The organism is Luteibacter sp. NPDC031894 (genome assembly GCF_050273135.1).
In the GTDB taxonomy this organism is placed as follows: Bacteria; Pseudomonadota; Gammaproteobacteria; order Xanthomonadales; family Rhodanobacteraceae; genus Luteibacter.
Genome location: NZ_JBNNMV010000002.1, coordinates 241,516 through 263,722 on the forward strand (window position 1 = coordinate 241,516; position 22,207 = coordinate 263,722).

Here is a 22,207-nt window from a genome sequence, read left to right on the forward strand (position 1 = left end):
GAGCCCGTGGACAGGTGATCTGTACGTGGGCACAGACTACAGCGCGTCGTCCTATTCCTTGCGGTTGCGTCCGGTGATGCCGAGGCGCAACGATTACGACGCCCATCAGACTTACCCTACGGCGACGCAAGGGCGCGGACTCCTAGACTGTGCCTTCCTCCCACGGAAGGCGGCTTATGAAGCTCACGCGTCACATAACACGAGCCAGCGCCCTGCTCGCCATCGCTATCCTCACCCAGACCGCCATGGCAAAGGATGCCGACGACAAAACCTTGCCGTTCGATCGCTACAGCTGGGTCACGACCCACAATGCGTTCACCAGCAACGGGCTGTTTCCCAACCAGAGCCAGACCATCGCGGAACAGCTCGACGCGGGGGTGAGGGCCTTCATGCTGGACCTGCACCCCGACGACGGGCGGGTGCGGCTCTGCCATAACCGTTGCAGGGGATCCTCGTCCGAGCCGTTCGCCGACTTCGTCAACGCCACACTCCTGCCCTTCCTCGAGCGGTCGCCGGACAGCATCGTCACGCTACACCTGGAGGACTTCACCGACCGCGACGAGCTCCTTGCAGAACTCGAGCTGGCTCCCGCCCTCGTCGGCAAGACCTTCGATCCGTACAGCTGGTCGACGGAAGCATGGCCGGCGTACGACGAGATCGTGCGTCGCGGACAGCGCATCCTGATCTTCAGCCTCAATCGCGACCAGAGCGGCGTGTTCATGACACCCCGTGGCGCGGTGCACATCATGCCGAGCGAAGATTTCACGGTAGAGAACTACTGGAGCCTCGGAACCACCACGCTTTGGCATGACTACCGGTGTCACAGCCGCTGGGGTGAGACGCGGCCACTGTGGCGGAATGACATCGAGAGCAAGCCCGGCTGGCGTCCGCTGTTCACGATGAACCAGTTCCACGGGCTGCCCTCGGAGTCGCACGCACCGAACGACAACTCGCTCGCGGCCCTGCAGGACCGCTACGCGAACTACTGCCAGCCCGCGGCGGGTCGCAAGCCGAACTACGTCGCCGTCGATTTCCATGAACTGGGAGGGGTCCACGCCTTCGTCGACTGGCTGGACACACAGCCGGAAGGGCCACGCCACGTCGGCGCGGCCGCTCCCTGATCGGACGCGCGCGCCGGCTCAGTCGGGCCAGCGCATCGCCGCGTGGCTGTTGTTGAACCGCGGATCTTCCTCGTCGCCGGACAGCGTCACGGCGAGCCCGCCCGCCACGCCGTCGACCTCGATCGCCTGCGCCGGATCGAAATGCGCGCCGAGCGCACCGAGTTCCACGAAACGTTCGGCCAGCGCGCCGGCGCGGTCGATTTCCCTGTCGGGCACGTTGGTCAGGCTAACGTCGGGCCGGCCGAACTTGCGCATGCCGCGCGTGCGGACCCATGAGCGACCCTTGGTTTCCTCCGGGCTGCAAAGGATCAGCACGTGATGGCGCGGGGGAGCACCGCCCTGCACGAGATAGTGCTCACGCCAGCCAGCGGCGTCGAACAAGGTGAGGATTTGCGGGTCCACCACGGCCTTGCCGCCGACGTCGGTCAGCGCCGCGACCACACCGAGCGTGTCGCGCAGGTAGTCGAGGTTTTGGCGGTCGGGGAAGCGACCACGGATGGCGACGACGTGCGGTGCCGATTTCGCCTCGGCATAAGCCTCGGGGTTGTCCTCGCGCAGCAGCTCCCCAAGGGCACCGGAGAGGGGATAGCCCTCCCAACGGGCGAGCACCGCGTTCTGGAAGCGCTGGAGCTCCACGCCCTCGGGAAGCCCCGGGCTACCGTATCGCGCGGCCGGGATGGCGAGGTCTTCGGAAAAGGAGCCGAACACGAAGAACAGCAGCACGGCCTGCTCTTCACTCGGCTGCCAGTAGGGGCGCGGCCATTCGGCGGCGATGGGCGTCGTCTCGGTCACGCGGGATTTCCTTCGTCGGGATCGCTCTCGCCGAGCGGCAGCATCGGTTGCTGCAGCTCGATTCGTCCGCCGCCACCGGTGATGCTCTTGAACTCGGCACGGCTCACGGAGACATAGCGGTCGTTGCCACCGATCTCAACCTGCGGCCCCTGGGTCACCGCGCGCCCGTGCTCGTCCACGCGCACGACCATGGTGGCCTTCTTCCCCGAGTGGCAGATGGTCTTGATCTCATCCAGGTTGTCGGCCCAGGCCAGGAGGTACTTGCTGCCTTCGAAGAGTTCGCCACGGAAATCGGTGCGCAGGCCATAGGCCAGCACGGGGATGCCCAGGCGGTCCACGACGTCCGACAGCTGCCAGACCTGCGCCTTGCTCATGAACTGCGCCTCGTCGACCAGCACGCAATGCAAGGGGCCGCGCTTCCGGATGTCGTCCTCGACAATGGCCAGGATGTCTTCCTCCGCGGCGAAGCGCATGGCGCGGGCCTGCAGGCCGATCCGCGACGCCACGACGCCCTCGCCGTAACGGTCGTCCAGGGCTGGCGTGAGGATGAGCGTGCGCATGCCGCGCTCGTGGTAGTTGTGCGCGCTCTGCAGCAGGGTCGTCGTCTTGCCGGCATTCATTGCCGAGTAATAGAAGTACAGCTTGGCCATGCGGGCCTCGATCGGGTCGTGACGGGATATGGTAGCGAAATCCCGGTAAGGGCCGCCCGCACGGGTTCACAGGGGCGCCTTCGGCCCCTGCCCCGCACCTGTTACCATGCGTGGCCTCGCCCGTCCCGGTCGACCCCATGCTCAATGCCCAACAACACGCGGCCGTCGAATACTGCGACGGTCCCTTGCTGGTGCTGGCCGGCGCCGGCTCCGGCAAGACCCGCGTCATCACCGAAAAAATCTCGCACCTCATTTCGCGGCGGCACCTCGCGGCGGAGAAGATCGCGGCTATCACCTTCACCAACAAGGCGGCGAAGGAGATGCGCGAGCGCGTGGGGAAGCTGATCTCGGACGATGCCGCCAAGGCGCTCACCGTCTGCACCTTCCACGCCCTCGGTCTCAAGTTCCTGCAGATCGAGCACGATCGCGCGCGCCTGCGGCGCGGCTTTTCCGTGCTCGACGCGGACGACAGCGCCAACATGATCAAGGAGCTGTCGCCCAAGGGCGTGAAACCGGAGGTGATCGCGGGCATCCGCAACCTCGTTGGCCGTGCCAAGAACGCCGGCATGACGCCGGAGGAAGCCATGGCCGCCGCGCGGAGCCCGCGCGAGATCGAGGCGGCGACGATCTACGACCTCTATCAACAGCGTCTCGCGGCCTTCAACGCGGTGGATTTCGACGACCTCATCCGCCTGCCGCTGCGTATCCTGGAGACCGACGACGATGCGCGGGCGATCTGGCAGGAGCGCCTTCGGTACCTCCTGGTCGACGAGTACCAGGACACCAACGACGCACAATACCGCCTGCTGAAAGCCATCGCGGGGTCGAAGGCGCGTTTCACCTGCGTCGGCGACGACGACCAGAGCATCTACGCCTGGCGTGGCGCGAATCCCGAGAACATCGACCAGTTGGGCCGCGACTTTCCGCAGCTGCGCGTCATCAAGCTCGAGCAGAACTACCGCTGCGCCAAGCGCATCCTGCGCGCGGCGAACAAACTCATCGCGAACAACCCGCACGTCCACGAGAAGAAGCTCTGGAGCGATCATCTCGAAGGGCCGCCGATTCGCGTGCTTGAATGCAAGGACAACGATCACGAGGCGGAGCGTATCGCCGCCATCGCGGCAAACTTGCATGAGAAGTACAAGGACAAGGGCGTCCGCTGGGACGACTTCTGCATCCTCTACCGCGGCAACTTCCAGGCGCGTGCGCTGGAAAAGGCCCTGCGCGTGGCGCGCGTGCCGTACCACCTGAGCGGTGCACTTTCCTTCCTCGATCGCGCGGAAGTGAAAGACATCCTCTGCTACCTCCGACTGCTCACGAATCCGACCGACGACGCGGCCTTCCTGCGCGTGGTCAACGTGCCGAAGCGCGAGATCGGCGCCACTTCGCTCGAAAAACTCGGCCAGATCGCCCAGTCGCGCAACGCGTCGTTGCTGGACGCCGCGCGGAGCGACGCCGCGCTCAAGACCCTTTCGCCGCGCCCCGCGTCGGCACTGGCCGGGTTCGCTCGCCTGATGGACGAACTGCGCAGCCACGCGGTGCACGAGAGCGCGGCGGACCTGGTGACGTCGGTCATCGAGAAATCCGGGTACGGCGCGCACATCGCAGCATCCACGCCTGACGAAACCTTGCGCGAACGCCGTCTGGGCAACCTGCGCGAGCTGATCGATTGGTTCCGCGCCATGGGCAAGGATGGCGGCCGCACGGGCGACATCGCCGCGCAACTCGCCTTGTTGAGTCATGCCGACCGCGACGATCCCGGCAACGCACTTCGCATGATGACGTTGCATTCGGCGAAAGGCCTCGAGTTCCGCTTCGTCTTCATCGTCGGCTGCGAGGACGGCACGCTGCCGCATGAAGGCGCCATCGACGAGGGCCGCCTCGACGAGGAGCGCCGCCTGATGTACGTCGGCATCACTCGCGCGAAAGAGTCGCTGACGCTCTCGTTCGCGGCGAGGTCGCGGAAATACGGCGAGATCCTCTCCAACGACCCCAGCCGTTTCCTCGAGGAACTGCCCCAGGAAGACCTGCACTGGGATGGCAAGGACCCCGATGCGGACGCCGAGGTGAAGAAGGAAACCGCCGAGACGCACATGGCGCGCATCCGCGCGATGCTCGCGGGCGGCGCCTGAGGCGTCAGATCAGCCGTTCCGCTTCCAGCTCGCTTTTCAGGTAGGCGTAGTAGATCGGCGCCGCCACCAGGCCCGGGAGACCGAAGGCCGCTTCCATCGCCAGCATCGCCACGAGCAGCTCCCAGGTGCGTGCGCGGATCTGTCCGCCAACGATTCGGGCGTTGAGGAAGTACTCGAGCTTGTGCACCACGATCAGGAAACCGAGGGCGGCGACGCCCACCCATAACGAAACCGACAGCCCGGCGATCGTGATCAACACGTTCGATACCAGGTTGCCCACGACCGGCAGGAGGCCGGTGACGAAGGTGACGATCACCAGCGTCTTCGCCAAGGGCACGTGCACGCCGAACGACGGCAAGGCGACCAGCAGGAACAGCGCGGCCAGCGCCGTGTTGATCGCGGAAATTTTCAGCTGCGCGAAGATGATGTTGTGGAACGCGTGGGCGAGCCGCATCGCCCGCGTGGACAACTCGAAGGACAGGGGCCGCGCGGCCCGGCCACCGGCGCCATGCGACACCGCGATGATGGCACCGAGCACCAGGCCGATAATGATGTGCACGAAAACCCGCGCCGCCGTCGTTCCGACCAGCCGCAGGTCGGCCCCGTGGTCGTGCACCCACCCCATGCCCTGCTCTCGGAAGTCGGCGAAGCTGTCGGGAATGTTCGTGGTCAGCCACGCGGGCAGTTGTTCGTGCGCCTTGCTCAACAACGGGAGCAGCTTCGTATCCCACAGCTCGCGCGGATCGCCGATGTCGCGTCGGTAGAAGGTCAGCGTGGCGACGACCAGCAGGATGATGGCGCCCACGACGACAACCGTCACGATCGCGACGGCGATCGGCCTGGCACGCTCGCCGGGAGCGATCCGGCGGATCAGGGGTGTGAGGCTTTCCACCACCTCGTACACCAGCAGGCCCGCCAGCAGCGCCGAGATGAGGTGCAGCCAGAGGACCGCCCACAGGGCTACCGCCGCCAGCACATAGGTGGCGATGCGGAGCGTGCGGGTGTCGTGCGCGGTACCGACCATGCGGGAACTCCTCGAGGATGCGCGATTCCAGCAGCCGGCGGATGAACGCTAGATCAAGTGCCCGGCTTCCAGTTCAGCCTTGAGGTAGGCGTAGAAGATCGGCGCGGCGACGACGCCGGGAAGCCCGAAGGCCGCCTCGAACAGGAGCATCGCCACCAGCAGTTCCCACGCCCGGGCACGGATCTGGCTGCCGACGATCCGCGCGTTGAGGAAGTACTCGAACTTGTGGATGACGATGAGGAAGGCCAGCGCGCCGAGGCCCACGTACAACGACACGGAAAGGCCGACGATCGTGATGGCCGTGTTCGACAGGAGGTTCCCGATGACCGGCAGGAGGCCCACGATGAAGGTGATGACGATGAGCGTCTTGGTCAGCGGCAGGTGCACGCCGAATAACGGCAGGATGCAGAGCAGGTAGATGGCGGTGAATAGCGTGTTGAACAGCGAGATCTTGATCTGCGCGAAGACGATGTTATGGAAGGCATCGGCGAGGCGGGCGCTGCGCAGGCTCAGCTCGGCGGCGAACGGGCCCACCTGGTGCGTGGGCCGCGCGCGACTGAGGGCGACGATGGCCCCGAGCACGAGCCCGATGATGATGTGGACCACGACGCGGGCGGCTTCCTTGCCGGCCAATTGCAGGGTCACCGCATGCGAGCGCGCCCAATCCATCGCGGTGATGCGCAGGGCGTCCACGCTCTCGGGGAGCCGGTCGACGACGGCCGGCGGCAGCTGCTGGCGCGCACGCTCGACGAGCGGCATGAGCCGGTTCTGCCAGAGGTCTTCCGGATTGCCGATTTCGGTGCGGAAGAAGCTGATGCCGCCGAGCACGAGGAGGGTCAGCAACCCCACCACGATGACCCCGACCAGCGCCACGGCCAGCACGCGTGCGCGGTCGCCCGACAGGCGCCGGCCCATCAACGGTGCCGTCGACACCACGACCTCGTACACCAGCAAGCCGGCCAGCAGGGCGGGCAGCAGGCGCAGGTAGAGGACGAGGAACAGCCCGAGGGCCGCGGCGATATAGCTGGCAATGCGCACGGCGCGTGTCCGCGAGTTGTCGGCTTCCATGGACGGTCCCGTGGTGGATGAGCGCGCAGTCTGTCAGGACGCAGGGGGCTGTGGGAAGCGCGCTTCGCAAAGGCACGACGACAGTGATCGGTGGGGCTCCCGACGTCACAGTGTCGTAAACTCGTCCGAGAATCGCCGCCCTCGGCGCGATGCGTCATCCAAGGGGTACCATGATGAAGTTCGTTCCGGTCGCATGCGCGGCCGTCCTGTTCCTCGCCGGCTGCGCCCATGCGCCACGAACGGCCGCGCCGGCGCCCGCTGCCACGCCGCAGACCGAGGCCCCAGCGACCGCCTCCGCCGGCGTCGGTCCGGACGACAATCTCAACGCCGTCGCCTGGTCCCAGAACGCCAGCGAGCACGACTTCATCTACCTGCAGACGTACCGCAACGCGCAGGAGAAACTGCTCGAGGCGAAGAAGGATCCGAGCTGGGACGCGTTGCCGAAAGACGACCGCGTGGCGCATGCGTCCCTCAAGGGACTCAAGCCGGCCGTCATCCTGGACATCGACGAAACCGTTCTGGACAACTCGCCCTACCAGGCGCGTCTTATCCGCTCCGGCGGCGAGTTCAACGAGGCCGACTGGGCCGCGTGGTGCAAGGAAGCGATCGCCCGGCCCCTGCCCGGCGCGCTGGCGTTCACTCAATTCGCCGCGGCCCATGGCATCGCGGTGATCTACATCTCGAACCGGGCAAAAGACCTGGACGAAGCCACGCTCGCCAACCTCCGCTCGGCTGGCTTCCCCGTCGCCGGCAAGGCATCGTTCCTGGGCCTCGGCACCTTCGTCGAAGGCTGTGAACAATCGGGCAGCGAAAAAGGCTGCCGGCGCCAGCGGGTGGCAAGGGACTACCGCGTACTCATGCAGTTCGGCGACCAGATCGGCGACTTCGCCAACATCGCCGGCAACACCGCACAAGGTCGCGAAGCGTCGATGGCGCCTTATGCGGCGTGGATCGGCGAGCGCTGGTTCGTGTTGCCGAACCCGACCTATGGCGCCTGGGAGAGCGCGTTGTTCGACAATGACTACGCGCTGCCGCGCGCGGAACGTCGCCAGAAGAAGATCGAGTCCCTGCGCGTCAAGTAAATCAGTAGGTTAGGAGGCATAACCTGACGTATTGCCTTAGCAATGTCAGGCAACTATCATTCTCCTCGCCGAAACCTGTAGCGCCCAAAGCTATGCAGGCAAGGCCATTTCCCTTTCCGGCTTCGGGCTGGATAACCCCGCGAGACCCCTGGTCCGCGGGGTTTTTTCTTATCCGGGGTCTGCCCCGCGCGCTGCCGGGGGCCGTGTATCCTCCACCTCCCGCGCCGACCCGCCGCCGAACCGACTCGCCATGCGCCGCCCCCACGCCCTCTTGGTCCTGCTGGCCATCTTGCTGCTCACCGCCTGCAACCGGCAGAAGGAGGCACCAGGCACACCCGGCGGCGGTTCCCCGGAAGACGCCACCCGCGAATCGCTGACGCTCCTGCGCGACGGGAAGTTCGAGCTGTTCTGGAAACACGCGCTGCCGCCCGCGGATTTCGCCACGCTGCGCGCCGACTGGCCGCGTCGCAACGCCGCCCGCGCGCCGGTCAATCCCGATGACGAAGCGAAGTTCGAGGCTGGCGTGAAGCGGCTCACGGAGCCGGATGCGGAGAAGAAACTCTTCGCGGAGCTGCGCCCCACGCTTGTCCGCTTCGATCGCGATTACAAGGACCAGATGCCGCTCATGGCCGGCATCGGCCAGTCGATGGCATTGACCGCCATCGAGCAGGACAAAGACCTCACGCTCTCGCAGAAGCGGCAACTGCGCGAAGCGGTGAACGTGGTCGCGCCCTGGACGCAAGGCGTGCCCTGGGGCGACCAGGCCAAGGCGAAAGAGGCCATCGGGATCGTCGTTGACACGGCCCGCAAGGCGAAGCTCTCCACGTCCGAAGCCTTGCACGCGATGACCTTCGAGCAATCCATGGCCACCTGGTCCACGGCCTGGCTCGGCTTGAAGCGCCTCCTCGACGTCTACGGCCTCTCGATCGACAAGAGCTTCGACTCCGTGAGCATCGATACCATCGAGAGCAATGGCGGCTCGGCGCACGTGAAGATCACCTATACGTTGCTGGACAAGCCGATCCAGACCGACGCCACCCTGGTACTCCTCGACGGCCGTTGGTACGACAGCGACTTGCTGCAACGGGTACGCGACGAACACGCCCGACTGGCGCCACCGGCGCCCGCGGCCAGCGTGCCGGCGGTTCCCTCGAGCGCCGCGCCGTTGCCTGCCGCGCCGTCGCCCCGGGCCGGTGCCCCCGGCGCGCCGGGGGCGGACGCCAAGGGCCGCTGAGGCCGTACAATCGCACGATGTCCGAATTTCCGATGAGTGCGGATCCGCACGTCCACGTCGCCCGCTCACCCTGGTGGTTCAAGCTGCTGGGTCGCATGCTCGAACCCTGGGTGCGGATCAAGCGCGATCCCGCCGAACCCGCCGCCCTGCTCAACAGTGGCGCCGCCGTCTGCTACGCCATCGAGCGCGACGGCACGTCCGACGCGCTCATCCTGGAGCGCGCCTGCCGCGAGGCGGGGCTACCCAGCCCGATGCAGTTGCTCGACCTGCCCGGCCGCCGCCGGCGCTCCGTGTTCTCCCTCAGCCGCCGTCACGGCTGGCTCTTCGGGCGTACGGATGCCCGGGGACCGCGCGAACCCATCGGCCAGCTCATCCGCGCCATCGAGGACGATCCCTCGCGGGACATCCAGGTCGTGCCGGTATCGATCTACGTCGGCCGCGCGCCGAACCGCGAAAGCGGCTGGTTCAGCGTGCTCTTCGCCGAGAACTGGCTGGTGGTCGGTCGCTTCCGCCGCATGCTTGCGCTGCTGCTCAATGGCCGCGACACCGTCGTGCATTTCTCGGCGCCGGTGTCGTTGCGCAACGTGCTGGAGGAGTCGCGCGGCCTGACGCCGGAGCGGCTCACGCGCAAGATCGCCCGCGTGCTGCGCACGCACTTCCGCCGCATCCGTGCCGCGGTGATCGGGCCCGATCTTTCCCATCGCCGCACCGTCGTCGACGCGGTGCTCAACACCGAACCCGTGCGCGATGCCATCGCCGCCACGGCGAGCAAGGAAAACATCACGCTGGCGAAGGCGCAGCGCCGTGCGCGCGACTTCGCCCTCGAGATTTCCGCCGACTACTCGCATCCGGTCGTGCGTTCCACGTCGTTTCTCCTGTCGAACTTCTGGAACAAGCTCTACGACGGCATCGCCATGCACCACTTCGACAAGGCGCGCGCCGCCGCGCCTGGACACGAAGTGGTGTACGTGCCCTGTCACCGCAGCCATACCGATTACCTGCTGCTGTCCTACCAGCTGCACCATTCCGGCGTGGTGCCTCCGCACATCGCGGCGGGCGTCAACCTCAACCTGCCGGTGGTGGGACCGATCCTCCGCCGCGGTGGCGCCTTCTTCCTGCGTCGCAGCTTCAAGGGCAACGCGTTGTATTCGGTGGTGTTCAACGAATACCTCGCGCAACTCGTGGACCGTGGCGTGCCGCTGGAATACTTCATCGAGGGTGGCCGCTCGCGCACGGGCCGCCTGCTGGCGCCGCGTGCCGGCATGTTGGCGATGACCTTGCGCGCCTTCCTGCGCGCACCGCGACGACCGGTGATGTTCCAGCCGGTCTACATCGGCTACGAGAAACTGATGGAAGGCAAGTCGTACATCGGCGAGCTGTCCGGCAAGCCGAAGGAGAAGGAATCGCTCCTGGGCCTCCTCCGCGGACTGAAGGTACTGCGCCAGCGCTACGGCCACGTCACCCTGAACTTCGGCGAGCCCATCCTGCTGACGCCGATGCTCGATGCGGCGGCGCCCAATTGGCGCGAGACCACGGCCGATCCCGACGTGAAGCCGGAATGGATGAGCAGCGTGGTCGACGACCTGGCCGAACGCATCCAGGTGAACATCAACCGCGCGGCGGACGTGAATCCGATCAACCTCCTCGCCCTCGCGCTGCTGGCAACGCCCAAGCACGCGATGGCCGAGAACGACCTGCTCGCGCAGCTCGAACTGAGCAAGGCGCTGTTCCAGGAACTGCCCTATTCCGACCGCGTGACCATCACGCCGATGAACCCGCAGGGCATCATCGCGTACGGCGAGCAGATGGGCTGGATCCGCCGCGTGCGCCACCCGCTCGGCGACGTGCTGGTGACCGATGGCGAACAGGCGGTCCTGCTGTCCTATTTCCGCAACAACGTCCTCCACCTCAATGCCGCCGCGGCCTGGGTGGCGGCCTGCTTCCTCAACAACCGGCGCATGTCGCGCTCCTCGGTGCTGCGCCTCGGACGCATCATCTATCCCTTCATCCAGGGCGAGTTGTTCCTTCCCTGGGACGAGGAGGGTTTCGCCGCGCAGGTCCAGGACACCATCGAGTTCTTCGTCCGCCGCGGCATCCTCGAGGCCAGCGCGGAAGGCCGCGTGCTCGAACGCGGTCCGGGCCAGGACGATGGCGCCTACCAGCTTCGCGTGATCGCACGCAGCATGCTGCAGGCGTTCGAGCGCTACTACATCGCCATCGCGGCGCTGGTGAAGAACGGCCCGCACACGATGAGTTCCGGCGAACTGGAAACCGCGTGCACGCTCACGGCGCAGCGCCTGAGCCTGCTCAACGAGCTGTCGGCGCCGGAGTTCTTCGACAAGGCGCTGTTCCGCGGCTTCATCCAGAAGCTGCGCGAGGCGAAAGTGGTGTGGACCGATCCGGCGGGCAAGCTGGACTTCAGCGACGCGCTCGAAGACATGGTGCGGGACGCGCGCGTGATCCTTGCGCGCGAAGTCCGCCATTCGATCCTGAAGATCACCCCGGGTGGCGAGAACGACCGCGACTTCGACGCTCGCCCGCCGGTGGACCCCGACGATGGTTCCGCCGCCGAATCGCTGCACGACCGGCACGTGGCGAACGAGCGCGAGAGGCACGAGAAACACCCCTGAGGCGACACTGGGCTGCCTGCGGTCCCGCGATCGGATGTAGGTGTCGCCCCGCGACGCGATCACGGGAGGTCCTACGCCGCGTCCTCGCGGCCCACGGACAGACGCGCTGAACCGTCGCTCCTAACCTTGGCGCTCCCAACGCCAAGGATTGCCCATGGACATGCTCCCGCCGCAGGCACCGCCTGCACACGTCGCACAAGCCAACCAAGCCGCCCTCGACACGCTCCAGCGCCTGGCCGAGACGCAGGCATGGCTCGTCGCACAGCAGGACGCGCTTCCCGCGCCACCGGCGACGAAGGAGGTTCGCGATCTCCTCCTCGCCGATCTCGACGCCTTCTGGGCCGCCCTGGTCGACCACGCGCCGGGCACGCCGGCGATGCCGCGGCGTCGGGCCTTCGCCTTGCGCCTTGCCCAGGCAACGCGAGACGACGCGTCACTGCGCCGCAATGACGGCACCTTCCCCGACGACGCGATAGAAACCGTCTCGACCATCGCGCTGCACGGTGGTGGCCCGTTGCCCGCTTACCTGCACGCACGGGAGTTGCTCGTGGGCGAGGTGCCGTACGCGGGTGCCCTCGTGCTGTCCAACGACCGCGAGCCCGGACGCGTGTTGCTCTTCACTGGCAAGGAAGGCTGGCAGATTTTCGACTCGCTCGACGCGCTGTACCGCGATGTCGAATGGCGCATGCGCGCGCAGATGGTCAGCCTCGACGAACTCCCCGGAATCGCCGCGGACGATTTGCAGCGTGTGCTCGACACCCATTTCCTCGGCACCCGCGCCATCGAGGGGGACGTATTCGAGACGTTGACCGCGCGCCTCGTTGCGCGCCAGCGCGAGCAGGTCATGGCGGCGTTCGCTGCGGCGGATGATTGGCGCGACCGCCTGCACCTCTCGCTCGACCCGGCTTCCTTGCTCGATGTGCACGCGATCGTGCGCCAGCGCGACCTCGCCCTGGCGGCGCGACGGGACGAAGAGCGCCTGGCTGTGCAGCCGGCGCGTGTGCGCGGCCATTGGCAACAGGCGGCCCTCGAATATCGCGACCGCTGGCGGCTCGACGGCGGGGACGTCCTGCTTCCTTCGCTGGGCTCCTTCGCGGAGACGGCGCTGGGCGATTCGCTGCGCGCGCGGGGCATCGATGCGGCGCCGCACGACCTCACCGTGCGCCTCACGCGCCGGGTGCCGGACGCGCCCCTGTCGCATGCCATCTCCGGGTTCCCGCACGAGGACCTCTCCCTGGCGGCGCTGGCCTACCGCAACCTGGGCAGCCTGCCGACCGAACACCTCGAGGTTTTCGCCGCGGACGGTTCAGCGAGGAGCAACGTGCCCGTGGAGGCGCTACGTGACATCGTCCGCGACCTCGACCTTCCCAACGCGTATGCGCGGCACCTGGACCAGGCGCTCGGCAATTCGCCGGCAGGGCGGGAGCGACGCTCGGCGCATCACCGCCTGCTGCAAGCACGCATGCGCTTCGAAGCCGCCGACGCGCGTCTGGCCTATTACGATGCCAGCGAACCGCGCTCGTTCCAGGATGACCACCAGGAGCGCGGGTTCCAGTGGGTCGAGGCGGTGCTGGACGACCCCGCGCCGGTGGCGCGCCGAACGATCGACGGTCACCGGATCGTCGTCTACCAGCTAACCTACAAGGGCGCACCGCTTGCGGGCGTCTTCATGATCACGGCGCGGCAGGCTGGCGCGGTACGCCGCGTCGTCCTCTACACGCCGGACGCGCCCGATGGCAGGGCCTTCCGCGAATTCGGCGACCGTGCCGAGCTGACGCGCGACTTCCTCCTCGACCCGCGCTTCGAGGCCTACCTCCTCGACCGCCTCCCCGCCGCGTTCGCCGCCATCGACGGCTACGGCCAGCGGCATTTCAAGGTGCCGCTCATCAATGGTGGACGTGACTGGCAGTGGGTCTTCGGCATCGACGGCTGCGAGTCTCGCGCCCGCTGCACCCAGCTCGAGGAACGGTTCGAGGAGCGCGAAGTGGCCGGTTCCTTCCTCGACGCGGCTTACGACACGGCCCTGAACCTCGCCAAGCGCAACGCCAACGACCTCACCCGTTCGACCGCGGCGACCGACTGGGACAGCGTGTTCGACATTTGGGGCTGGAACGTGCCCTTTCACCTGGCGAAGGAGCTGGTTGTCGGCACGGTGCAGAGCGTCCCGCGTGCGGCACAATCGGGCTGGCGCTTCTACGACGAAGTCAAGTCAGGCGACGGCCTGGGCGCGTACCTCGCCTTTGTCGACGGCTACACCTCGGCGTTGAACGTCCTGCCGCTCTACACGCAAGTGCCCTCGTCCGCGGGCACCCGCATGCGGGCCGCTCCGGGCTCGCGCACGCTCGCACCGACCCATCGCACGGTGCCCGCGCCCGACACGCTGTTCGAGAAGCGGTTCCTCGCCCGTGGCGTTGCTGCGCCGTCCGGTAAGCCACCCAGCTCCGGCGTCTTCACCATCGACGGCAACCGGTACATCAGGCAAGGCGGGAAGATGTACCACGTGCAATTCGACTCGAGCACCGCCGGCTGGCGCCTCAACCGCCCCGGTGCACTCGATGCGCGCTTCCCCGGACCAGCCATCGAGCGTCTCGCGGATGGGCAGTGGCATTTCCGCCGCGTCGGATTAGCCGGGGGCTCCGGGCGTGGTTCCATCTTCGCGCGCCTCATGGAAGAAGTGAAAGAGATGCTCGATGCCGACACGCACATCACGCCACAGGTCGCCGCACTGACGGACGCCCAACGCGTCTTCCTGATCGAGTCGTTGCGCCAGCGACTTCCGCTCACCGAGTTCGTCAGTACCCTCCGGGCCAAAATCGATATGAGACCGCATCCCTACCTCATGCCCGGTGCTCGTGCCCTGGAGGCCTGGGACGAAGCACTGCGTGTCGCGCAGGCCACTCCCCCCGCCACGAGAACGCCGACGTTGACGGAATGGCTGTCGAGCCTCGAGCCGTTGGACGTGGCGGAGGCCGCCATTCCCGGCCCGTCCCATGCGCAACCTGCCAGCAGTCGACTTCCGGCTGCGGAAGGTACCGGCCCCGCCGTGCACATCACCGGGCCGTCCCTCACGCCTTTGCCCACCCAGTCCCGGAGTTCCCAGGTCGCGGTGCGCGATTGGCCGGACGTGGGCTATATCTACCTTCCGCCAAATGTCATCGCGCGCGCGTCGGGCCCGAACAGCATCTCGTTGCCACAGGTGGCCCTCGCGGGGCGTGTGCAAGGCATCGCCATCACGGTACTGCCCCCGGAAACCCCTTGGCACGCCGTCATGCCCGGTGAAAATAGCCTTCTCCCCCGTACCATCGCGCCGGCGACAGGATCCACCGTGGGCAGTAATTACGGAGCCTGGGTCCGCGTCAACATGCAAATGCTGCTGGGTCGCCGCCAGGGCCGCGGACACTACCCATTCCGCCTCTTCAAGATTCCGGAAACCCACGGCACGGGTTATTTCCTGCGCCCCGTCGAGCAATCGCAGGGCGGCCGACCCGCGGTCTTCAGCAAGGAGCCGGTGACGCTCATGCAGCCGGAATTCGAGGTGGGCTTCCACACCCCCTGACGCCGGCCGCACATGCGTCCGGATGCCGACACGGGTACCATCGCCGCATGGAAAACGAAAAAACCACCCACTTCGGCTTCCGCGACGTGCCCCTGGCCGACAAGCAAAAGCTCGTCGGCCAGGTGTTCACGTCGGTGGCGCGTAACTACGACCTGATGAACGACCTCATGTCGTTCGGGATCCATCGCCTGTGGAAACGCCATTTCGTGGCCGTCAGCGGCGTGCGTCGCGGGGACCGCGTGCTGGACCTCGCCGGCGGCACGGGCGACATCGCCGCGCTGCTGAAGCCGGTCGTGGGTGAGGAAGGCGAGGTGGTGGTCGGCGACATCAACGCGGCCATGCTGGGCGTCGGCCGCGATCGCCTTACGGACCGCGGTCTCGTCTCCGGCCTGCGTTGGGCGCAGATGAACGCGGAGATGCTGCCGTTTCCCGACAACAGCTTCGACGCCGTGACCATCGCCTTCGGCCTGCGCAACGTCACGGACAAGGACAAGGCGCTGGCCGACATGCACCGCATCCTGAAGCCGGGTGGGCGTGCCCTGGTGCTGGAGTTCTCGAAGGTGCAGAGCCCCGTGCTGTCCAAGCTTTACGACGTGCACTCGTTCAAGATCCTGCCCCGCCTGGGCCGCCTGTTCGCCAACGACGCCGACAGCTACCAGTACCTCGCCGAATCGATCCGCAAGCATCCGGACCAGGAAACCCTGAAGGGCATGATGCTCGGCGCGGGCTTCGGGCACGTGGAGGTGCGCAACCTCAGCAACGGCATCGTCGCGATCCATCGCGCCTACAAGCTCTAGGCGGCACCGACCGGCGCCTGCGAAAGTTGGCGCCTGGGTCCGATGGCAGGGTGGCCGCGTTCCCAGCGGTGGCATACTGGTGACTTCCTTCCACCGGAACTACGCAATGCGTCTGCTCCCCGTCCTTGCCCTCACCATGGCCTTCCCCGTGGTGGCCTACGCGGCCGACCCGCACTCCTACGCCCAGCCGGACGCCGTTCGCGTCACCCATCTCGACCTCGACCTGAAGCTGGACTTCGGCAAGCGGGAGCTGGCGGGCAAGGCCACGCTGAAGCTCGACTGGAAGGACGCCAAGGCGAAAGACCTCGTCCTCGACACGCGCGACCTGAAGATCGCGAGCGTGGAAGCCGTCGACGCCTCCGGCAAGGGCACGCCGCTGACGTTCGCCCTCGCGCCGCGCGACAAGGAACTGGGTTCGAAGCTGACCATCGCCGCGCCGACCCATCCGGCCGCGGTGCGGATCGCCTATGCCACCGTACCGGAGGCCTCGGGCCTGCAGTGGCTCACGCCGGAGCAGACGGCGGACAAGAAGCAGCCCTTCATGTTCTCGCAGTCGGAATCCATCCACGCGCGCTCCTGGGTGCCGCTGCAGGATTCGCCGGCCATCCGCTTCACCTACGACGCGCACGTGAGCGCACCGAAGGACGTGCGCGTCGTGATGAGCGCCATCAACGATGCGAAGCATCCGTTGGACGGCGACTTCTCCTTCGACCAGCCGCATCCGATTCCGTCGTACCTGCTGGCGATCGCCGCGGGCGATATCGCGGTCAAGGAGACGGGACCGCGCAGTGCCGTCTATGCCGAGCCGAGCGTGGTCGGCAAGGCGGCGCACGAGTTCGAGGATACCGAGAAGCTGATCGCCACCACCGAGAAGCTCTACGGTCCCTACGCATGGGGTCGTTACGACATCCTCGTGCTGCCGCCGTCGTTCCCGTTCGGTGGCATGGAAAATCCGAACATGACCTTCGCCACGCCGACCGTGCTCGTCGGTGACAAGAGCCTTGTCTCGCTCGTGTCGCACGAGCTCGCGCATTCCTGGTCGGGCAACCTCGTGACCAGCGCCGCATGGCGCGACATCTGGTTGAACGAAGGCTTCACCACCTACGTGCAGGGTCGCATCACCGAGGCCGTCTATGGCAAGGCGCTCGCCGACGAGGAAGCCCTGCTGTCGGCGCGCGCGCTGCAAAAGAGCATCGGCGACATGCCGGCGAACGCGCAGAAGCTGACGCCCGATCCGCGCGGCATCGGTGCCGACGATGCGCTCTCGGACGTTGCCTATGACAAGGGCTCGTGGTTCCTGCGTACGCTGGAGCAGCGTTTCGGCCGCGCGAACTTCGACACCTACCTCAAGGGGTATTTCGCCCACTTCGCGTTCCAGAGCATCGACACCGACACGATGTTCGCGTACCTCAAGGCCAATCTTCTGGACAAGTATCCGGGCAAGATGAGCGAGGCCGAGGCGCGTGCGTGGATCTGGCAGCCGGGTATCCCGAAGGACGCGCCGCTGCCCTCGTCGCCGCGATTCGACGCCATCGACCGCGAGCGCACCGACTTCCTGGCCGGCAAGCTCGCCGCCGACAAGCTCGACGCGAAGGGCTGGAACACGCAGGAGTGGATGTACTTCCTCGATCGCCTGCCCGACGTGACGCCGCTGCCGAAGATCAAGGAAATCGACGCGGCCTGGCACCTCACCGGCACGCCCAACGCCGAGATCGGCATGCGCTGGTACGCCCATGCCATCGCCGCGGGCGACAAGGACGTGTGGACGGCGGCCGCCGAGCACATGACGCGTATCGGTCGCCTTTACCTCACCACGCCGGTGTACCGCGCCTTCGCACGCACGCCCGAAGGCCTCGCCTTCGCGAAGACGACGTATGCGAAGGCGAAGAGTGGCTACCATCCGATGACGCAGCAGGCGGTGGAAGGCATCCTCGCCGGCAAGTCCAAGAAGCATTGACGCAGGTTCCTGCGGGCCTTCGCGGGTCCGCAGGCTTGCATCCTTCCGCGACGCCCCGCATCTTGCGGGGCGTCCTTATGTTACGGGTCCCTTCCATGGCCAAGACTCCCCAACTCGCCACTCCCGACCAGCGCCCCCTGTGGCAAAGGCTGCTGCTACGCAGGCTGAAGTTCCTGGTCGTGGTGGCGGTGGTACTCGGCCTCGGCGCCGGCCTCATTTACGCCTTCGCGCCGTCGCTACTGCTCAAGGCGGACGTGGCGCGCCAGGCGATGGCCGCGCACCTCGAGAAAAAGACAGTCGCCGTTGGCGATACGTCGTGGTCGTATTACGAGGGTGGCGACGGTCCGACCATCGTCCTCCTGCACGGATTCGCGGCGAACAAGGAAACCTGGCTGGAGATGGCCAAGGGCCTCACCGACCATTTCCACGTGGTGATTCCCGACCTGCCCGGCTGGGGCGAATCATCGCGCCATGACGATGGGGACTATGGCATCGACGCGCAGGCCGATCGCCTGGAAGGTTTCGCCGCCGCCATCGGGGCGCAGCGGTTCCTGCTGGTGGGCCAGTCCATGGGCGGCGCGATCGCCGGCGTCTACGCGGACAAGCATCCCGAGCGCGTCGCCAGCCTGGTGCTGATGGGCTCGCTCGGGCTCACCTTCAAGGAAAACGACTTCGCGCGCGAAGTGAAGTCGGGGGTCAATCCCTTCATCTACCACGACCGCGCCGGACTGGAGGCGCTGCTCGCACGCATCTTCCTCACGCCGCCGCACATTCCCGGCCGCCTCGAGGATGCATTGGTCACGCGCAACGAGAAGGACCATGCCTTCATCGAGCGCACGTTCGACCAGCTCAAGCAGCCCGCGCAGGCGTTCTCGCTCGATCCGGTCATCGGCAAGCTGTCGATGCCGGTGCTGGGCGTGTGGTGCCACGACGACAAGATCATCGACGTCTCGGCGCTGGATACGCTACGCGCGGGATTGAAGAGTTCTCCCTCGATCGGTGCGACCGTGATGAACGGCTGCAATCACATGCCGATGCTGGAGAAGCCGGTGGAAACCGCGCGCATCATCACGGGCTTCGCACTGGCGCACTGAGGCGAGCTTGAATCGCCGACCCTGTCGGCGATGGGAGCTTGCCTCAGTCGGCCACGTCGGCGATCAGCCGATCGAGCTGGCGTTTCAGGGCACTCCCGTTCGTGCGCAGCCAGGCGCGTTGTTCCTTGTAATCCGGAAACACGCTTTCCACCCAATGCCAGAAGCGCGGCGAATGATTACGCACCTTCAGGTGGCAGAGTTCGTGGACGAGCACATAGCGCAGGGCCGCGGGCGGGGCGAGGGCGAGCGCCAGGTCGAGGTTGATCCTGTCGCGCGTGTCGAGGCTGCCCCACAGGCTCTTCAGGGGCCGAATGCGCAGCGCGGTCGGCGCGGCGTTGATCTGCGGGATGTAGGCGGGAAGCCAGCGCGAGACGTCGCGACGGATCTGCGCTTCGAAATGCGTGGCAAGCAGGCCCCGGGCCACGAGCAGCGCACGGGTGTGCGGACGCGGGATGCTGAGCACCAGGCCGCCCGGCTCATGGTCCACGCGCGGGTATGGACCCTCCGCCCAATCGAGCACGACGTCCTCGCCGCGGAAAGGAAACGTGGTGGGCACCCCCACGCGTAGCGGCGGCAGGGGCTCGGCGTCGAGGTGGAACTCATCCAGCTTCTGTTCCAGCCAATCGGCGTGGTGGCGCAGGAAGGCCGTCATCTGCGCCACGTGCGTGCCGTTCGGGTAGGTGAGCCGGGCGCCCTTCGGCGTGACGGTGAGGCGCAGGCGGCGGGCACGCGGATGCGCCGCCTTCAGCACCCGTATGGTGCCCCCGGTGGGGGTTGCCAGTTCCAGCCAGTCGCCGTTGTCCGATGCCATGTCGCGAGTCTCGTACCGATCCCGACGAACGTCCCACGAACCCGTATCAATGCTTGCGACGCCCCGCCCGTCACTCTGGCCGGGGCAGTTTGAACCATTCTTCCAGCTTGCCCAGCAGGCGCTCGTATTCCAGCGCCATGAGGGCGAAATTCGCGTCCATTTCCGCCGCGGCGGACTCCGGGCTGTCGGCCTGTTCGTCCAGCACCACGTCGGTGAACTTGATCTTACGCAGGATCAGGTCCTCGCCGAGTACAAAGGAAATGCGGTCGTCGAAGACCAAACCCAACTGGAAGACCTGCTTGCCCGTGCGCAGGTGCTCCCGAATCTCATCAGTGTCGAGATCCTGCCGCCGGCAGCGCGCGATGGCGCCGGAGGCCGTGGCAGGGTCGCGAAGCTCGCACTCGTCACCCAGCGCCAGCCCCCCAGGGAGCTCGCCCGTCGCCACCCAATGGGTCATCAGGACCCGGGGGGACTCCTCCGGTGCCAGCGGGACGGCAGGGAAGCTGCCCAGGGCCTCGCGGATCTGGCTCAGGGTGTTCTCGGCCGACTTCCGGCTGGAGGTGTCCAGGACCAGCCACCCGTTCTTCCGGTCCGCATAGGCCTTCATGCGGGAGCTGCGCACGAAGGCGCGTGGCAGCAGTTCGTTCATGACGTCGTCCTTGATCTTCTTGCGCTCGCGACCGCTCACCTTGCGGCCCTCCTCCTCCGCGATCTTCTGCACGCGGTTGGCGAGCTCGTCGTTCACCACCGACGACGGCAGGAGCTTATCTTCGCTTCCCACCGTGACCATCGTGTTGCGACCCACTACGTGGGTCAGGCCTTCCTCGTTGCGGCCCAGCGGCGATACGAAGCCGCGCGTCGACATCTCCATGGGCCCGACCGGACGCAACCGGTGCTCGGGCAGGGCCTCATCGAGGCGTTCCAGGTCGGCGGCGACGGGTTCGGAAAAACGGAAAAGCGTCAGGTTGCGAAAGAACATGTATCGGGAAGTCTCATGGAAAGGGAAGGCCATGGCGGCCGCGGTGCGGCCGCCGGCGTAAAAGCGGGAAGGATGCTCAGACGACGCGGGCGATGGCGTCGGCGACGCGGTCGATGTTGCCCTCGTTGAGCGCCGCCACGCAGATGCGCCCGGTACTTACCGCGTAGATGCCGAATTCCGCGCGCAGGAGTTCCACCTGTGCGGCCGACAGGCCGGAGTACGAGAACATGCCACGCTGCCGCTCGATGAAGGCGAAGTCGCCGACTTTCGACAGGCGCTCGGTCAGGCCGCGGCGCATGGCGCGAATGCGATCGCGCATCTCGCCCAATTCGGTTTCCCACGTCGCGCGCAGGTCGTCGTGATTGAGCACGGCGGACACCACGGCGGCACCGTGCGTCGGCGGGTTCGAATAGTTGGTGCGGATGACGCGCTTCAACTGCGACTGCACGCGGAGCGCCTCATCGTGCGAGGCGGTGACGATGGACAGCGCGCCCACGCGCTCGCCGTAAAGCGAGAACGACTTGGAGAAGGAACTCGCGACGAGGAAAGCCACCCCTGCCTCGGCGAACAGGCGCACCGCCGCGGCGTCCGGCTCGATGCCATCGCCGAAGCCCTGGTAGGCGATGTCGAGGAAAGGCACGAGGCCGCGGTCGCGCACCGTGTCGACCACGCGCTTCCAGTCCTCGATGCCGAGATCGACGCCGGTCGGATTGTGGCAGCAGGCATGCAGTACGACGATCGCACCGGCGGGCAACGCCGCCAATCCGCCGAGCATGCCTTCCACGTCGACACCGTGCGTGGCGGCGTCGTAGTACGGGTAGTCCACCACGGAGAAGCCCGCGCCTTCGAACAGCGCGCGATGGTTCTCCCAGCTGGGATTGCTGATCGCCACCGGCACGTTGGGGTTCAGGCGCTTGAGGAAGTCCGCGCCGACTTTCAGCGCACCGGTGCCGCCGAGCGACTGCGCGGTAACGACGCGGCGGTCGGCGAGCAGCGGCGAGCCGGCGCCGAATAGCAGCTTCTGCACCGCCATGTCGTAAAGCGCGATGCCGTCGATCGGCAGGTAGCCGCGCGGCAGTTGCGCGTCCACGCGCGCCTTCTCCGCTTCGCGCACGGCCCGCAGCAGCGGCACGTGGCCGTTTTCGTCGTAGTACACGCCGACGCCCAGGTTGACCTTGTCGGTGCGGCTGTCGGCACCGAACGCCTCGTTGAGGCCGAGGATCGGATCACGCGGGGCGAGTTCAACGGAGGAGAACAGGGTCATGATCGGCAGGCCTTGG

The 22,207-nt window shown here is 66.8% G+C and carries 16 protein-coding genes; 9 read left to right on the forward strand and 7 right to left on the reverse strand.

From position 1 onward, the window contains the following. The first annotated feature begins 176 nt into the window (after positions 1-176). Complete coding sequence (locus ACQKIE_RS07070; protein ID WP_427457252.1) at positions 177-1,121, forward strand: hypothetical protein; 945 nt, start codon at positions 177-179, stop codon at positions 1,119-1,121. 18 nt (positions 1,122-1,139) lie between these two features. On the opposite strand, the gene ACQKIE_RS07075 is transcribed toward ACQKIE_RS07070, so the two are convergent. Beyond that, the gene (locus ACQKIE_RS07075; RefSeq protein WP_427457254.1) at positions 1,140-1,913 is read right to left on the reverse strand and encodes a hypothetical protein; all 774 of its coding nucleotides are present in this window, start codon (positions 1,911-1,913) and stop codon (positions 1,140-1,142) included. Then, entirely contained in the window at positions 1,910-2,563 is a 654-nt protein-coding gene (locus ACQKIE_RS07080) for a thymidine kinase (RefSeq protein ID WP_427457256.1), read from the reverse strand. The genes ACQKIE_RS07075 and ACQKIE_RS07080 overlap by 4 nt, the downstream gene beginning before the upstream one ends. A gap of 137 nt (positions 2,564-2,700) precedes the next feature. On the opposite strand from ACQKIE_RS07080, the gene ACQKIE_RS07085 reads away from it, so the two are divergent. Beyond that, complete coding sequence (locus tag ACQKIE_RS07085; protein ID WP_427457258.1) at positions 2,701-4,695, forward strand: UvrD-helicase domain-containing protein; 1,995 nt, start codon at positions 2,701-2,703, stop codon at positions 4,693-4,695. A gap of 4 nt (positions 4,696-4,699) precedes the next feature. Here the strand turns inward: ACQKIE_RS07085 and ACQKIE_RS07090 are convergent, their stop codons facing one another. Both ACQKIE_RS07090 and ACQKIE_RS07095 read right to left on the reverse strand, forming a co-directional pair. After that, positions 4,700-5,719 carry an AI-2E family transporter gene (locus ACQKIE_RS07090; protein ID WP_427457260.1) on the reverse strand — a complete coding sequence of 340 codons (1,020 nt, stop codon included), beginning with the start codon at positions 5,717-5,719 and terminating at the stop codon, positions 4,700-4,702. 48 nt (positions 5,720-5,767) lie between these two features. After that, on the reverse strand, positions 5,768-6,787 hold the full coding sequence (locus tag ACQKIE_RS07095; RefSeq protein WP_427457262.1) for an AI-2E family transporter: 1,020 nt from the start codon (positions 6,785-6,787) through the stop codon (positions 5,768-5,770). Positions 6,788-6,957: 170 nt separating this feature from the next. Here ACQKIE_RS07095 and ACQKIE_RS07100 point away from each other — a divergent pair, with 170 nt between their 5' ends. From ACQKIE_RS07100 to ACQKIE_RS07130, 7 genes are all read left to right on the forward strand, one after another. Next, the gene (locus tag ACQKIE_RS07100; RefSeq protein WP_427457264.1) at positions 6,958-7,869 is read left to right on the forward strand and encodes a 5'-nucleotidase, lipoprotein e(P4) family; all 912 of its coding nucleotides are present in this window, start codon (positions 6,958-6,960) and stop codon (positions 7,867-7,869) included. A gap of 250 nt (positions 7,870-8,119) precedes the next feature. Then, positions 8,120-9,103 carry a hypothetical protein gene (locus ACQKIE_RS07105; protein ID WP_427457266.1) on the forward strand — a complete coding sequence of 328 codons (984 nt, stop codon included), beginning with the start codon at positions 8,120-8,122 and terminating at the stop codon, positions 9,101-9,103. 17 nt (positions 9,104-9,120) lie between these two features. Then, positions 9,121-11,733, forward strand: coding sequence for a glycerol-3-phosphate 1-O-acyltransferase PlsB (gene plsB, locus ACQKIE_RS07110; RefSeq protein WP_427457268.1), 2,613 nt, complete (start codon positions 9,121-9,123; stop codon positions 11,731-11,733). A gap of 154 nt (positions 11,734-11,887) precedes the next feature. Further along, entirely contained in the window at positions 11,888-15,289 is a 3,402-nt protein-coding gene (locus tag ACQKIE_RS07115) for a dermonecrotic toxin domain-containing protein (RefSeq protein ID WP_427457270.1), read from the forward strand. A 47-nt stretch (positions 15,290-15,336) separates the two neighbouring features. Next, positions 15,337-16,086 carry a bifunctional demethylmenaquinone methyltransferase/2-methoxy-6-polyprenyl-1,4-benzoquinol methylase UbiE gene (gene ubiE / locus ACQKIE_RS07120; protein WP_427457272.1) on the forward strand — a complete coding sequence of 250 codons (750 nt, stop codon included), beginning with the start codon at positions 15,337-15,339 and terminating at the stop codon, positions 16,084-16,086. 106 nt (positions 16,087-16,192) lie between these two features. Continuing rightward, positions 16,193-18,043, forward strand: a complete 1,851-nt coding sequence (locus ACQKIE_RS07125) for a M1 family metallopeptidase (protein WP_427457275.1) — start codon at positions 16,193-16,195, stop codon at positions 18,041-18,043. A gap of 95 nt (positions 18,044-18,138) precedes the next feature. Then, positions 18,139-19,137, forward strand: coding sequence for an alpha/beta fold hydrolase (locus ACQKIE_RS07130; RefSeq protein WP_427457277.1), 999 nt, complete (start codon positions 18,139-18,141; stop codon positions 19,135-19,137). Between the two features lie 43 nt (positions 19,138-19,180). Here ACQKIE_RS07130 and ACQKIE_RS07135 read toward each other — a convergent pair whose 3' ends face one another. The 3 genes from ACQKIE_RS07135 to ACQKIE_RS07145 form a co-directional block, all read right to left on the reverse strand. Beyond that, positions 19,181-19,948, reverse strand: a complete 768-nt coding sequence (locus ACQKIE_RS07135) for a M48 family metallopeptidase (protein ID WP_427457279.1) — start codon at positions 19,946-19,948, stop codon at positions 19,181-19,183. A gap of 70 nt (positions 19,949-20,018) precedes the next feature. Continuing rightward, positions 20,019-20,927, reverse strand: coding sequence for a recombination-associated protein RdgC (locus tag ACQKIE_RS07140; protein ID WP_427457281.1), 909 nt, complete (start codon positions 20,925-20,927; stop codon positions 20,019-20,021). 76 nt (positions 20,928-21,003) lie between these two features. After that, positions 21,004-22,191, reverse strand: coding sequence for an amino acid aminotransferase (locus ACQKIE_RS07145; protein WP_427457283.1), 1,188 nt, complete (start codon positions 22,189-22,191; stop codon positions 21,004-21,006). Positions 22,192-22,207: the final 16 nt, after the last annotated feature.

Bases quoted from the DNA above. Each gene is read 5' to 3' on its own strand.
- ACQKIE_RS07070 (WP_427457252.1), top strand. From the start codon at position 177: ATGAAGCTCACGCGTCACATAACACGAGCCAGCGCCCTGCTCGCCATC.
- ACQKIE_RS07080 (WP_427457256.1), bottom strand. From the start codon at position 2,563: ATGGCCAAGCTGTACTTCTATTACTCGGCAATGAATGCCGGCAAGACG.
- ACQKIE_RS07085 (WP_427457258.1), top strand. From the start codon at position 2,701: ATGCTCAATGCCCAACAACACGCGGCCGTCGAATACTGCGACGGTCCC.
- ACQKIE_RS07090 (WP_427457260.1), bottom strand. From the start codon at position 5,719: ATGGTCGGTACCGCGCACGACACCCGCACGCTCCGCATCGCCACCTAT.
- ACQKIE_RS07095 (WP_427457262.1), bottom strand. From the start codon at position 6,787: ATGGAAGCCGACAACTCGCGGACACGCGCCGTGCGCATTGCCAGCTAT.
- ACQKIE_RS07100 (WP_427457264.1), top strand. From the start codon at position 6,958: ATGATGAAGTTCGTTCCGGTCGCATGCGCGGCCGTCCTGTTCCTCGCC.
- ACQKIE_RS07105 (WP_427457266.1), top strand. From the start codon at position 8,120: ATGCGCCGCCCCCACGCCCTCTTGGTCCTGCTGGCCATCTTGCTGCTC.
- plsB (WP_427457268.1), top strand. From the start codon at position 9,121: ATGTCCGAATTTCCGATGAGTGCGGATCCGCACGTCCACGTCGCCCGC.
- ACQKIE_RS07115 (WP_427457270.1), top strand. From the start codon at position 11,888: ATGGACATGCTCCCGCCGCAGGCACCGCCTGCACACGTCGCACAAGCC.
- ubiE (WP_427457272.1), top strand. From the start codon at position 15,337: ATGGAAAACGAAAAAACCACCCACTTCGGCTTCCGCGACGTGCCCCTG.
- ACQKIE_RS07125 (WP_427457275.1), top strand. From the start codon at position 16,193: ATGCGTCTGCTCCCCGTCCTTGCCCTCACCATGGCCTTCCCCGTGGTG.
- ACQKIE_RS07130 (WP_427457277.1), top strand. From the start codon at position 18,139: ATGGCCAAGACTCCCCAACTCGCCACTCCCGACCAGCGCCCCCTGTGG.
- ACQKIE_RS07135 (WP_427457279.1), bottom strand. From the start codon at position 19,948: ATGGCATCGGACAACGGCGACTGGCTGGAACTGGCAACCCCCACCGGG.
- ACQKIE_RS07140 (WP_427457281.1), bottom strand. From the start codon at position 20,927: ATGTTCTTTCGCAACCTGACGCTTTTCCGTTTTTCCGAACCCGTCGCC.
- ACQKIE_RS07145 (WP_427457283.1), bottom strand. From the start codon at position 22,191: ATGACCCTGTTCTCCTCCGTTGAACTCGCCCCGCGTGATCCGATCCTC.